This window comes from Shimia sp. W99 (assembly GCF_053851455.3).
This window is the reverse complement of record NZ_JBSQBU020000001.1, coordinates 1666932-1679693: the sequence shown is the minus strand read 5'-3', so window position 1 is coordinate 1679693 and position 12762 is coordinate 1666932. Positions and strand designations below refer to the sequence as shown.

Here is a 12762-nt window from a genome sequence, read left to right as displayed (position 1 = left end):
CCCATGCCGCAGGTGTTTCAGGCAAAGGCGACAAATCCGCCTTTGCCCTTAATTTGAGGCTCAGGCGACGGCCTGCCACGCAACCCCGGCGATCAGCGCGCCGAGCATGGCATAGCCGAGATAGGCATAGAACACCCGAGGCTTGACCAGCGCCCAGACAGCGACGGCGGCGGGGATGCAGCTCACGCCCCCGGCGAGGACGAAGCTCATTGCCGCGCCGTTGGACATGCCCTGTTCCAGAAGCGCATCCACCATCGGCACAGCGGCGTAGCCATTGAGATAGGCTGGAGCGCCAACCAGTGCGCCAAGAAGGATCGGCATGAGCCCGGTGCCGCCCAGCACGCCTGCAATCAAGTCTGCCGGGACATAGTGGATCATGAGCGCCTCGATCACATAGGCCAGCGCCAGCCATTTGAGCAGGAACAGAAAGTTCTCCGTTGTCGCGTCGCGGAAGGTGTTGCGGCGATCAGTCTCGGTCCAGAATTTCCACACTGGTTTGCCTGAGAAGGGTTTTTTCACACCGCAACAGCCGCCGACATGAGGTTTTTCGCGCAGAGGATCGGTGAAGACGGGCGTGTTCTTGAGCAGCATGGTGCCAAAGCCTCCCATCAGCCCAAGGCCGACCGCCGCAATCAGCTTGGCCAGCGCGAAGTCGAAGCCGAGCGTGCCGGAGGTGATCGCGAACATGGCCGGATCCATCAGCGGCGAGGCCAGCCAGAACGCCATCACCGCGGACAGGGGTGCACCCACCGCCAGAAGCGCCGCAATAAAGGGGATGACCTCGCAGGAGCAGAAAGGCGCCAGCCCGCCCAGCAGGGCCGCGAACAGGATCATGCGGGTCTCGCGCCCTTCAAAGGCCTTGGCCAGCAGGTTTTCCGCGCCCGTCGCCTTGAGATAGCCAATGGCAAAGACCGCGAACAGGATGAAGGGTGCCGTATTCAGAAGCGCCCCGGTGGCGAATTGTACCGTGGGGACGAGTTGGCCGCGATCCAGCATGGCGAGGGCAACGAGGATGAGGATCAGTGCCCCCCACGCCTTGTCGATGCGTCCCCACCGTCTGCCCGGTGATGTGTGGGTATGGGTTGTTTCAGCCATGATCATGGTCCTTGTCGGGCTGGGAGGAGTCGGCGCAGCATTCCCTGAGCAGGAAATGCGACAGCTGGTGTACCGCGTCATAGGCAACGGCGGCACAGATGATGGAGCGGCCCTGTTTTTCCTGCCGCACCAGCCCCGCTTGCGCGAGAATCTTCATGTGGTGGGTCAGGGTCGAGCCGGTCACGCCAGTACGCTGGCCAAGCTCTCCGATCGACAGGCCGTCATTGCCTGCGCGCACAAGGCACCGCAGGACCGAAAGCCGTTGTTCAGAACCAAGCGCGGCGAAAGTCGAGGCGGCGACTTCGAGGGAGATATCTGTAGGGTCATCATGTTTCATATTTCTAGAAATATCGAAATGATTGAGTCGTGCAAGTGTTATTTCGAAAATTGTCGAAATAAATAGCGCAAGCTATAGGGAGGCGCATGGGAGTGATCGAAGACATCCGGGCCTGTCGGCTATGCGAGACGCGCTTTGCGGCCACGGCTACCGCGCATGCACCGCGTCCGGTGGTCTGGTTCCGCCCCGGCGCACGTGTCCTGATCGTCGGGCAGGCCCCCGGTGCGCGGGTGCATGAGAGCGGGCGCCCCTTTACGGATCCCTCCGGCGACAGGTTGCGGGACTGGTTGGGCGTGGACGGAGACACCTTCTATGATCGGGAACGTTTTGCCATTCTGCCGATGGCCTTTTGCTTTCCGGGCTATGACGCCAAGGGCAGCGACCTGCCGCCACCGCCCATCTGTGCGCGTACGTGGCGCGATCAGGTGATGGCGGCGCTCGGGAATGTGCGCCTGACGTTGCTGGTGGGGGGCTATGCGCAGAAATGGAACCTCGGAGGCAAGGCGGGTGTGACCGCAACCGTTGCGGCATGGCGCGACCATGCGCCCGACGTCTTTCCCTTGCCTCATCCGTCCTGGCGCAATACGGCATGGCTGAAGAAACACCCATGGTTCGAAGACGAACTCTTGCCCGCGCTGCGCGGGCGCCTGAAGGAGGTGCTGGAATGAGTGAAGCAACCCCACTGGACCGCGCATTCGCGGCGATGGAGGCCGCGCCGGAAGACGACGGCGCGCGGCTGCGATTCTATGAACGTCTGGCGGATGCCGAACTGTTCCTGCTTCTGGAAAAGGATATCGAGGACGACAATATTTCACCCGAGGTCTTCGAAACCTCGGATGCGTCTTTCGTGCTGGTCTTCGATACCGAGGAACGCCTGTCGACCTTCGTCGGTCGCGTCGCGCCCTATGCGGCCATGTCGGGGCGGATCATCGCCGGGATGCTGGCTGGCCAGGGAATCGGTCTTGCGGTCAATCCGGAAGTGGCCCCAAGTGCGATCCTGATCCCGCCCGAGGCGGTGGGGTGGTTGCGCGAAACCCTGACCCATACTCCCGATGAGGTCGAAGCGCGCCCGGAGAGTTTTTCGGCGCCTGCCGGATTGCCGGATATTCTTTTGACGGCGCTGGATGCCAAGTTGAGCACGGCCGCCGGGCTTGCCCGCATGGCCTATCTGGTGGGGATCACCTATGACAGCGGCGCGAAATCACACCTGCTGGGCTTCGTCGACGCGCTTCCCGAGGCGCAGTCGGCACTTGCCAAGGCGGTCAACGAAGCGCTGACCTTTTCCGGGATCGAAGCCGGGGCGCTGGATGTGGGGTTCTTCGCGGCCTCTGATCCGGTTGCCGGGCACCTCGCCCGATCGGGGCTGCGCTTTGACCTGCCCGAGTCGGAGTTGCCGCAGGACTATGCCCCCGCGCCGCCGGGAAGCGATCCCGACAATCCGCCAAAACTGCGCTAGCTCAGTACCCGGCGCAGCGATCGACGAGATAAAGGAACGGTTCTCGCGCTTCCCCCCGTCGAATGTTCTCGGCAATCACCTGACTGGCAGTGCGGGCGCGGGTTTCCGAGGCGATATGAGGCGTGACCGTGACCCGTTGATGCGCCCAGAACGGGTGATCCTTGGGAAGGGGTTCAACGCGGAAGACATCAAGCGTGGCATGGGCGATCTGGCCCGCATCAAGCGCGGCAAGCAGTGCGTCGTCGTCGATCAGCGGTCCACGCCCCGGGTTGATGATGAAAGCACCGGTGGGCAGTTGGGCCAGCCTGTCTGCGTTCAAAATGTTGTCGGTAGCCGGGGTTTTGGGCAGCAAAAGCACAAGGATGTCGGCCTTGCCGAGTGCCACGTTCAAACCTTCTTCCCCATGAAGGCAGGTGATCCCTTCGGCCTGTTTCAGAGTGCGGCTCCAGCCGGTGACCGGAAAGCCCAACCCCGAGATGGCGCGAGCGCAGGCCATGCCCAGCTCTCCAAGGCCGAGAATGGTGACGCGGCGATCACTGGCCAGAGGTGGGACATAGCTGCGCCATTCGCCGTCCTGGCCCTTGATATGAAGATCAATGCCAAGGTGGTGGCGCATCACGTGACCGGTGACCCATTCGACCATGCCCTGGGTCATGCCAGGATCGACCATGCGCGCCAACGGCTGCGTCAGCGTCGTGTTGCCGACAACGTTTTCCACCCCGGCCCAGAGGTTCAGAACGGCCTTGCAGCGGGTGTAGGGTGTGAAGTCCTGCACGTCGCTATTGGGCGCATAGACGATGTAGTCGACCTCTTCCGGGGCGAAGCTGGTGCGAAGATCGACCTCTAGACCCATCTCGGCAAAAGCCTCGTTGAGCGTTGCCTCGTAGGTCTCCCAACGTTCCGCCTTGGCTGCGAATAACACGTTGATCATGGCGCGCCTTTCCGTTTCATTCCCTGTCCCCCGTTGCTGGCATTCTACGAATGGATTTGCAAGACGTGGCCCCACCGGGCCAGCGCCCGCTCGGGCGCGCCTTCCGGCCGCGCCCAACCGGAACAGCGGTCGCGCAAGCGGCGGCTGGAATGGGCGGGAGTACCCCGTGTCAGCGCGGGCGGTGAACGTGCGCGCTTTGCACAAGGCCGAAGGCGATCATCAGGACCAGCATGGCCGAACCGCCATAGCTGACCAGCGGCAGCGGCACGCCAACAACCGGGGCCAGCCCCATGACCATGGACATATTAACCGCAAAGAACAGGAAGAAGGCCCCGGCGATGCCGAGTGTCAGCAGCGCGGAATAGCGGTCGCGGTTGGCCAGCGCCGACGCGATGCAGAACAGGATGATCAGCACGTAGAGCGACAGAAGGGAGGCCGCGCCGACGAAACCGAACTCTTCGGCCAGCGTGGTGAAGATGAAGTCCGTATGTTTTTCAGGCAGGAAGTTCAGACGGCTTTGGGTGCCCTGCATGAAGCCGCGTCCAGTCCAGCCGCCCGAGCCGAGCGCGATCTTGGACTGGGTGATGTGATACCCCGCGCCCAGCGGGTCCGAAGACGGATCCAGAAACGTGTCGATCCGCCGGTACTGGTAGTCCTTGAGCAGTTGCCAGTTCGTGCCGCGCGACTGGAACACTGCGACGACCGTGCCGGTGGCCAGCCCGATCACGGCGGCGAAATAGGCCCAATGGACCCCCGCCATGAACATCACGATCGCCCCCCCCGTGATCAGCAGGATCGAGGTGCCAAGATCGGGTTGCCGCAGGACAAGCGCCGTTGGGATAAGGATCATCAGCACCGGGAGCAGTACCCAGAGCGGCTTGGATGTCTTGCGCGCGGGAAGCCAGTCGTAATAGGCGGCAAGGCTCATCACCAGCGTGATTTTCATCAACTCGGAGGGCTGCAGGCGCATGAAACCAAGGTCGATCCAGCGCTGCGCCCCCATGCCGACCGAGCCCATGACCTCGACCAGCACCAGCAAGAGAAGCGTTGCCAGATAGGCCGCACCCGAGACCGAGCGCCAGAACCAGATCGGTACCATCGCCACGATCAGCATGAGCACCAATCCCAGCGCATAGCGTTTCATCTGGGGTTCGGCCCATGGGGTGAACGATCCACCCGCCACAGAATAGAGCATCAGAAAGCCGACCCCGGTGACGGCGGTCAGCAAGAGCACCAGAGGCCAGTTCAGATGCAGCACCTTGCGCAGGCCGGTGGGCACGTGTTTGACGGTATACTCCAGATAACTCATGCCCGGTCCCTCCGGGTGATCTCGCGTCCCGGAACAAGTTTTTCGAGCGCCTCCTGCTGGGTGCGGATGCGGCCGCGATCCTTGGACGGGTAGGCAGCAAGGGGCGGTGTGCCGCCATAGAGCGCCTGAAGCGTGACGTCGCGGGCAATTGGGGCGGCTGCCTTGGAGCCGCCACCGCCATGTTCGACCACCACGGCCACGGCGACCTCGGGGTTTTCGTAAGGCGCGAAATTGACGAACAGCGCATGATCGCGGCGTTCCCATGGCAGGTCTTCGTTGCGGGTGACGCCCCGGGCGCGTTCGGCGGCGGTGATGTTGCGCACCTGGCTGGTGCCGGTCTTGCCGGCAAGGCGGTAATTGTCCTCGATGATGCGGCTGCCATAGGCGGTGCCGCGCCGGTGGTTGGAGACCGCGTACATCCCGCGCCGGATCTGGCGGAGGTGGTTTTCGTTGATGTCGAGCTTTTCGGGTGTGACGCCGGGTTGTTCGATTCCGTTGAGGGATTTCACAAGACGCGGAGAGATGTTCATTCCGGTGGCCAGCCGTGCCGTCATCACCGCAAGCTGCAGCGGTGAGGCCAGAACGAAGCCTTGTCCGATCGAGGCGTTCACCGTGTCGCCGATGACCCAGCTTTCGCCGCGCACGGTTTCCTTCCAGCCGCGCGTCGGATTGAGCCCGCGCGCCACGCCTGACATGGGCAGATCATAGCGCACGCCAAGGCCAAGCTGTTCCGCCATGGCTGCGATCTTGTCGATTCCCACTTCCAGCGCCAGCTCATAGAAATAGACGTCGCAGCTTTCCCGCAGGGCCTGACCAAGATCGACATGTCCATGCCCGGCGCGTTTCCAGCAGTGGAACCGGCGGTTCGAGACTTCAAGATGGCCGGGGCACCAGACTGTGTCCTCGGTATTGACGATGCCTTCCTGCAGCGCCGCAAGCGCGGTGATCATCTTGAAGGTCGATCCGGGCGGATATGTGCCTTGCACCGACTTGGCCGCGAGCGGGCGGTGGTCGTTTTCGGTCAGGGCGCGGTAGTCGGCGACCGAAATGCCCTCGACAAAGAGGTTGGGATCGAAGGTGGGAGAGGAGGCCACGGTCAGGAGATCGCCGGAGCGGCAATCCACCACCACGACCGAGGCGCTTTCTTCGCCCAGCCGGGCTTGGGTGTAGGATTGCAGTTGCTGGTCGATGGTCAATTGCACATCGTCGCCCGGCTGGCCCTCGCGCCGGTCCAGTTCGCGCATGACGCGGCCCACGGCATTGACTTCGACCCGTTTTGATCCGGCCTTGCCGCGCAGGTTGTCTTCGAGCTTGGCCTCGAGTCCGACCTTGCCGATCTGGAAGCGGGGGATGCGCAAAAGAGGGTCGGGGTCCTCGATCTTGGAGAGATCGTAGTCGGAGACCGGGCCGACATAGCCCACCACATGTGCAAGGTCGCCGCGCAGGGGATAATAGCGTGACAGGCCCACTTCGGGGGTGATGCCCGGCAGGGCCGGAGCATTGACGGCGACCCGGCTCATTTCTTCCCAGCTGATCCGGTCGGCCAGTGTCACCGGCAGGAACGGGGGAGAGCGGCGCATCTCGGTCATGGCGCGGTCAAGGTCATCCGGATCAAGTTCGACCAGCGTCGCCAGGCGCCCAATCACCGCGTCAACATCACCCGCATCCTCGCGCACGATGGTGATGCGATAGGACGGTTCGTTGCGGGCCAGAACGATGCCGTTCCGGTCGAACAGTTCGCCGCGTGCGGGGGGGATCAGGCGAATATTGATACGGTTTTCTTCAGCCAGAAGGCGGAACTGGTCCGCCTGTTCCACTTGAAGGTAACGCATGCGCAGACCCAAACCGGCGACAAAAGCCAGCTGGGCGCCGCCAAGCAGCAGGGCGCGACGGGACAGGCGCACATGGCTTTCGCCGATTTCCGCAGGCGATTTCCTCATGTGGCTGCCCCCATGCCGGTTTCGCGCGCCGGGGCGTGGCGTACGCCGAACAGTCCCGAGGACAGCATGACGATCAGCGGATAGAGCGAGATATTCATGATGGTCTGCATCAGGGTCAGGCCAAGCGAGGCGCGTTCGACGAAAAACACCATAAGACCAAGGCGATAGGCCAGCATGATCGTCATCATTGCCGCCGCCGCCGTGGCCCATTCAACGGCAAAGGTCGCGGCCCGAAGCGATGGCGCGCGACGTTGCAGGACCTCGACCGCCAGCACCATGACCGCCGCCATCAAGCCGGGCGGGCGCATGAGCAGAAGATCGGCGAGCAGGAAGACCAGGGCTACGAGCAGGGGCGGGGTAAATTTCGGCTGGCGAGCCGCCCAAACCACCGTCACAACCACCAGCAGATCCGGCCCGGCCCAACGGCGGGGCGTGGTTTCCAGCGGCAGCAGCTGCAGGAACAGGATGGCAAGGCAGATCGCGGCATATCCCAGCCGCATCAGCCACTTGCGGGGGATCAGACCGCTAGCCATCGCTGGCTTCTCCGGGATTGGGCACGGCTTCGGGAAGAACGATCTGACCCGGTGTTGAGACCTGTTCCTGACCGTGATGGCGCAGCACCCGCAGGAATTCAAGCCGCTCGTAATCCGCCGCAAGCCGCACGCGCAGACGGCCGCCGGGGTCGGTGGCCACTTGCCCGATCAGAAGTCCACCGGGAAAGACGCCGCCGTCTCCCGAGGTGACAACCCGGTCGCCCGGACGCACGAGATCGGGGGTTTCGAGAAAATCGACATGGGGCGCAACCGAGTTGTCCCCGACAATCAGTGCGGTCTGGCCGGAGGGCTGGATCAGGGCGGGGATGCGGCTGGAACTGTCGGTCAGCAGGATCACGCGGGCGGTTGTCTTGCCCACGCCCGAGATGCGCCCGACAAGACCGATCCCGTCCATCGTGGCCCAGCCATCAACGACGCCGTCGCGGGCACCGATATTCAGCAGCACGGATTGGCGGAAGGGCGAACCGCTGTCGGCGAGCACGACGCCGGTGATGTAGGTCAGGCGTGGATCAAGGCGCACGTTGTTGAGATCAAGCAGTCGCGCGTTTTCCTGTTCAAGCTGAAGCGCGGCTTCCTTCCACGCTTTCATTTGCTGAAGTTCACGGCGAAGCTCTTGGTTTTGCTCAACAATCCGTTGATAGCTTTGAAAGTCGCGGACCAGGTTCACGGCCCCTGTCACCGGGGCCATGGCCCAGTCGAAGCTGGGGACGATGCGATCGGTGACTTGTGCCCGGAAGCGCTCCACGCGCGGGCTGTCGATGCGCCAGAGCAGGAAGATTCCCAGCAGGCACAGCAGGATCACGCCCAGAAACAAGCGTTTGAGCGGGCCCGTGTAATCTTCGCCTTGGTTGCGGTCTCTGGCCACCTTGCCCCCGGGAGTGGTTCAGGTTCAACGGGTTAGATGTAGCACGCCACCGCGCGCGGTCCAAACCGCGCGTCAGCTGTCATAGTCGATGGCGTGGCGCAGTTGTTTCTCATACTCGAGCGCCTTGCCGGTGCCCATGGCCACGCAGTTGAGGCTTTCGTCGGCGATTGACACAGCGAGGCCGGTCTGTTCGCGCAGGGCAAGATCGAGATCACCCAGAAGCGCGCCGCCGCCGGTCAGCATCACGCCTCGGTCGACGATGTCGGCTGCCAGATCGGGCGGGGTAGCTTCGAGCGCGGTCATCACCGCCTCGCAGATCTGCTGTACGGGTTCGGCCAGCGCCTCGGCCACCTGGGCCTGGCTGATCTCGGTTTCCTTGGGCACGCCATTGAGGAGGTCACGGCCACGGATCTGCATCGACTGGCCGCGACCGTCGTCGGGCATACGTGCGGTGCCGATAGAGGTCTTGATGCGTTCAGCGGTGGATTCACCCACCAGCAGGTTCTGCTGGCGGCGCAGGTAGTTTATGATGGCCTCGTCCATGCGGTCGCCACCGACGCGCACCGAGCGCGCATAAACGATGTCACCCAGCGACAGGACGGCCACCTCGGTGGTGCCGCCGCCGATGTCGACAACCATGTTGCCGGTCGGGTCGGTGATCGGCATGCCAGCGCCGATTGCGGCAGCAATGGGTTCCGCGATCAGGCCGGCGCGACGGGCGCCAGCGGACAGAACCGATTGACGAATAGCCCTTTTTTCCACCGGCGTCGCTCCATGGGGGACGCATACGATGATCTTGGGCTTGGAGAAGGTCGAGCGTTTGTGCACTTTGCGGATGAAGTGCTTGATCATCTCTTCGGCGGTGTCGAAGTCTGCGATCACCCCGTCGCGCATGGGGCGGATGGCTTCGATCGAACCGGGCGTGCGGCCCAGCATCAGCTTGGCATCCTCGCCCACGGCAAGTACCTTTTTCACGCCATCCTTGACGTGGTAGGCGACCACCGAGGGTTCGCTGAGAATGACGCCCTTGCCCTTGACGTAGACAAGCGTGTTGGCCGTTCCAAGGTCGATGGCCATGTCAGACGTGAACAGGCCGCCCAGATTTCCCAGCATAGTTTTCCGTTCCCCAGAAATTCAGAAAGGACCCGCGACTCTGATGCCAGCGGGCCGACCTTCTTATATGGAGTGCGGACGCTTTGTGAAAGGGCCATCACGGGGCAAATGCGCGTGAATCCGCCGCGCCATGGATGGATGCCCGAAAGCCTTGCAAACAAGGTCAAAAGATGAGCATCACTTGGGAAGGACAAGGGGACGCAAGATGTTGAGCTATCAGCATATTTATCACGCGGGCAATCTGGCGGACGTGCACAAGCATGCGCTTTTGGCGGTGATGCTGGATTACATGGGGCAAAAGCCCAAGCCGATGAGTTACCTGGAGACCCATGCAGGGCGGGGGCTTTATCAGCTTGATGATGACGCGGCGCTCAAGACCGGGGAGGCAGCTGCGGGAATTGGTGTGGCCGAAGGATGGTTCGACGAAAAACACCCCTACTCCCAAGCACTTGCCGCTGTGCGTGCAAAGCATGGAGCGGTGTCCTATCCGGGCTCGCCGGTGCTGTCGCGGGCGCTTCTGCGGGACGATGACAGGATGAAGCTGGCCGAGCTGCACCCGCAGGAATGCGAAGCTTTGCGGGTGGCGATGCGCGGGTCGGGGGCAAAGATCCATCAGCAGGACGGGTTCGAAATGGTCATGGGCGTCTGTCCGCCCGAGCCGCGCCGGGGGCTGTGCCTGATTGATCCGAGTTACGAAATCAAAAGCGATTACAAGATGATACCGGAGTTTATCGGCAAGCTGCATCGCAAGTGGAATGTGGGTGTCATCGCGCTTTGGTATCCGATCCTGAGCGACGGGAGCCACAAGGGCATGATCGGCGCGCTCAAGGGCAAGGGGCTTGCCAAGGTGTTGCATCACGAGGTGCGCTTTCCCCCGGCAAGAGAAGGGCATCGCATGGTCGGGTCTGGCATGTTCATCGTGAACGCGCCGTTCGGGCTTGAGGACGAGGCCAAGTGGCTGGGCCGGAAATTCGCGGCGCTGAAAGGTTAACGATCGCGCGAGCCTGCGCGCGGTCGGGTGCTCTATTCGCGGCGCGAATCGGTCCCAAACCCCTTGGTTAACAGGGAAAAGGGCTTGTGGTTTTGCGTCGGTACCACGTCGGTATTGCGTCGGTATGGACGCGTCATTTTGCCGGATTAAGCCCGCGCGCGCTGGCTTTGTCTGATTTTCTGGGTTTTGGGGCAGGGGGCAGGGCGGCGGCCTGATCGCGGAACCAGCCGAGCACCGCTTTGCGCAACTCGGGCGGGCCGACATCCGGGCGGTATTCCAGCGAATAGGCGCCCGAGCGGGCGTGGAGCGGGGCGCCGATCTGCACGAGGCGACCAGAGGCGATCTGATCACAGACAAGGTGGTGCCAGCCAAGGGCCACGCCCTCGCCATCCATCGCGGCCTGAATCATGAAATGGTAGTTGGAATGGCGGTAGCTGTCGGGGGCCTTTGGTGTGGGGCGTCCGGATTGGGCGAACCATTCATCCCAGCTGACAAATTCATGGTCGCGTTCTTCGAAATGCAGGAGGTCTTCTGCGCCGAGGGCATCGGGGCCTTGGGTGAGATGCGGGTGGCGGTCGAGATAGGCCGGGACGCAGACCGGGTAGACCACCTCGTCAAAGAGCGAGAGGCGGGGCCAGTCGGTCCAGCCTCCGCCGCGCCAGTTCACGATCAGGTCGACATCGTCAAGCTTCACGTCTTCGAGCCAGTAGGAGACGACCAAGTGGATCGGTGTGTCCCCGGCGGCGCGGCGCAGGTCGGAAAAGCGCGGCAGGAGCCAACCATGGGCAAAGCTGAAGGAACAGGCCAGCGTCAGCCCGCCGCGCGGGGCGCGGGCCGACGCACTGTGCACGGCGGTCTGGATGTGCGAGAGGCCGAGATCGACCGCGTGGGCAAGGTCGCGCCCGGCCTCGGTCAGGGCAAGCTTGTTGTGATCCCGCCGGAACAGGGCGACTCCGAGGTCCGCTTCGAGATTGGCGATATGGCGCGAGACCGTGGGCTGGCGCATACCGAGTTCCTGCGCGGCGCGGGTAAAGCCACCCAGCCGGGCGGCGGCTTCGAAGACGCGCAGGGGCGTGAGCAGGGTCTGGATGCGACGAAAGCGGCTTGGCATAGTCTCAGGCTATGCAATGGATAGAAAAACCGCAAGTTTCTCACGCATATTGGGGTGGTATGGTTCTCGAAAGCTATTGAGTGAAGGATAGGCGCGATGACAGGTGACATGGATGCCCTGAAAACCACCCCGTTGACGGAGACATTTGGCGTGATCGTCGAAGGGGTTGATTTGTCGAATGTAAGCGAAGCGGCATTTGACGCGCTGCGGATGTTGTTCGAGGAACATTCGGCGTTGCTGTTCAAGGGGCAGGACCTGAGCCCGGAGGCGCATTTGCGGCTTGGCGAGATGTTCGGACCGATCGAGGACCGGGAAGCGGACAAGCGCAAGCCGGGCGAAAAGGCACCGGTGCGTCCGGTGAGCAATGAAACCGAGGATGGCGGCGTGACGGGCGAGATGGATTTGCACACGCTGAACCTCAAGGCGAACCAGTTGTGGCATATCGACAGCACGTTCCTGCCGGTGCCGGCGCTGTGCAATATCCTGATGGGCAAGGTCGTCACCCAGACCGGCGGCGAGACCGAGCTGGCCTCGACCCGCGCGGCCTGGGCCGAGATGCCGGAGGCGCTTAAGGATCGGATCAGGGGCCGCGTGCTGGGGCATAATTTCATCCGCTCGCGTGAGATGATTTCGCCGGAACTGGCAAAGCAGGCGCAGTTTACCAAGTGGGGGGCACAACGCTGGCCCGCAGTGTGGCCGAACCCGGTGAACGGGCGTGAGGGGCTGTTCATTGCCAGCCATGTGTACGAGGTCGAAGGCATGGACAAGGACGCGGGCGAGGCGTTGATCGGTGAGCTGATGGCGTTTTGTACCCAGCCGCAGTTTACCTATTCCCACAAGTGGGAGGTGGGCGACGTTCTGATCTGGGATCAGCGCGCCGTGCTGCATCGGGGGCGGGAATGGAATTATTCGGAGCCGCGCACGCTGGTGAGCGTGTGTTGTTCGATGACGGACGCGGACGGGCTGGCGGCGGCACGGGAGGTGGTTGCGGCGGCGGGGTGAACTTGGGGCCGAGCCAAGGGGGAGTGTTGCCGAAGCATCGCGCGCTTGGCATTCGCGG

13 protein-coding genes are annotated in these 12762 nt (G+C 62.9%); 4 read left to right on the top strand and 9 right to left on the bottom strand.

Features of this window, described 5'->3' with window-relative positions; all coding sequences use genetic code 11:
* Nucleotides 1–60: 60 nt before the first annotated feature.
* On the bottom strand, nt 61–1095 hold the full coding sequence (locus ACS3QZ_RS08310) for a permease (RefSeq protein ID WP_456037415.1): 1035 nt from the start codon (nt 1093–1095) through the stop codon (nt 61–63).
* On the bottom strand, nt 1088–1432 hold the full coding sequence (locus tag ACS3QZ_RS08305; protein WP_456037414.1) for an ArsR/SmtB family transcription factor: 345 nt from the start codon (nt 1430–1432) through the stop codon (nt 1088–1090). Before ACS3QZ_RS08305 ends, ACS3QZ_RS08310 begins: the two co-directional genes overlap by 8 nt.
* Nucleotides 1433–1518: 86 nt before the next feature.
* On the opposite strand from ACS3QZ_RS08305, the gene ACS3QZ_RS08300 reads away from it, so the two are divergent.
* Together ACS3QZ_RS08300 and ACS3QZ_RS08295 are read left to right on the top strand one after the other, a co-directional pair.
* Complete coding sequence (locus tag ACS3QZ_RS08300) at nt 1519–2100, top strand: uracil-DNA glycosylase family protein (protein WP_456037413.1); 582 nt, start codon at nt 1519–1521, stop codon at nt 2098–2100.
* Nucleotides 2097–2888, top strand: coding sequence for an SseB family protein (locus ACS3QZ_RS08295; protein ID WP_456037412.1), 792 nt, complete (start codon nt 2097–2099; stop codon nt 2886–2888). The genes ACS3QZ_RS08300 and ACS3QZ_RS08295 overlap by 4 nt, the downstream gene beginning before the upstream one ends.
* A 1-nt stretch (nt 2889) precedes the next feature.
* On the opposite strand, the gene ACS3QZ_RS08290 is transcribed toward ACS3QZ_RS08295, so the two are convergent.
* The 6 genes from ACS3QZ_RS08290 to ACS3QZ_RS08265 all read right to left on the bottom strand — a co-directional run bounded on the left by ACS3QZ_RS08290 (nt 2890) and on the right by ACS3QZ_RS08265 (nt 9600).
* Nucleotides 2890–3819: a 2-hydroxyacid dehydrogenase gene (locus ACS3QZ_RS08290; RefSeq protein WP_456037411.1), complete on the bottom strand. Its 930-nt coding sequence runs from the start codon at nt 3817–3819 to the stop codon at nt 2890–2892.
* A gap of 169 nt (nt 3820–3988) precedes the next feature.
* Nucleotides 3989–5128: a rod shape-determining protein RodA gene (gene rodA / locus ACS3QZ_RS08285; RefSeq protein ID WP_456037410.1), complete on the bottom strand. Its 1140-nt coding sequence runs from the start codon at nt 5126–5128 to the stop codon at nt 3989–3991.
* The gene (gene mrdA / locus ACS3QZ_RS08280; protein ID WP_456037409.1) at nt 5125–7068 is read right to left on the bottom strand and encodes a penicillin-binding protein 2; all 1944 of its coding nucleotides are present in this window, start codon (nt 7066–7068) and stop codon (nt 5125–5127) included. Before mrdA ends, rodA begins: the two co-directional genes overlap by 4 nt.
* Nucleotides 7065–7601: a rod shape-determining protein MreD gene (locus tag ACS3QZ_RS08275; protein WP_456037408.1), complete on the bottom strand. Its 537-nt coding sequence runs from the start codon at nt 7599–7601 to the stop codon at nt 7065–7067. The genes mrdA and ACS3QZ_RS08275 overlap by 4 nt, the downstream gene beginning before the upstream one ends.
* The gene (mreC, locus tag ACS3QZ_RS08270) at nt 7594–8487 is read right to left on the bottom strand and encodes a rod shape-determining protein MreC (RefSeq protein WP_456037407.1); all 894 of its coding nucleotides are present in this window, start codon (nt 8485–8487) and stop codon (nt 7594–7596) included. The genes ACS3QZ_RS08275 and mreC overlap by 8 nt, the downstream gene beginning before the upstream one ends.
* A 72-nt stretch (nt 8488–8559) precedes the next feature.
* The gene (locus ACS3QZ_RS08265; protein WP_093090085.1) at nt 8560–9600 is read right to left on the bottom strand and encodes a rod shape-determining protein; all 1041 of its coding nucleotides are present in this window, start codon (nt 9598–9600) and stop codon (nt 8560–8562) included.
* Nucleotides 9601–9805: 205 nt separating this feature from the next.
* On the opposite strand from ACS3QZ_RS08265, the gene ACS3QZ_RS08260 reads away from it, so the two are divergent.
* Nucleotides 9806–10591, top strand: coding sequence for a 23S rRNA (adenine(2030)-N(6))-methyltransferase RlmJ (locus tag ACS3QZ_RS08260; RefSeq protein ID WP_456037406.1), 786 nt, complete (start codon nt 9806–9808; stop codon nt 10589–10591).
* 133 nt (nt 10592–10724) lie between these two features.
* Here the strand turns inward: ACS3QZ_RS08260 and ACS3QZ_RS08255 are convergent, their stop codons facing one another.
* The gene (locus ACS3QZ_RS08255; RefSeq protein WP_456037405.1) at nt 10725–11702 is read right to left on the bottom strand and encodes a LysR family transcriptional regulator; all 978 of its coding nucleotides are present in this window, start codon (nt 11700–11702) and stop codon (nt 10725–10727) included.
* 96 nt (nt 11703–11798) lie between these two features.
* On the opposite strand from ACS3QZ_RS08255, the gene ACS3QZ_RS08250 reads away from it, so the two are divergent.
* Nucleotides 11799–12704: a TauD/TfdA dioxygenase family protein gene (locus tag ACS3QZ_RS08250; protein ID WP_456037404.1), complete on the top strand. Its 906-nt coding sequence runs from the start codon at nt 11799–11801 to the stop codon at nt 12702–12704.
* Nucleotides 12705–12762 lie beyond the last annotated feature (58 nt).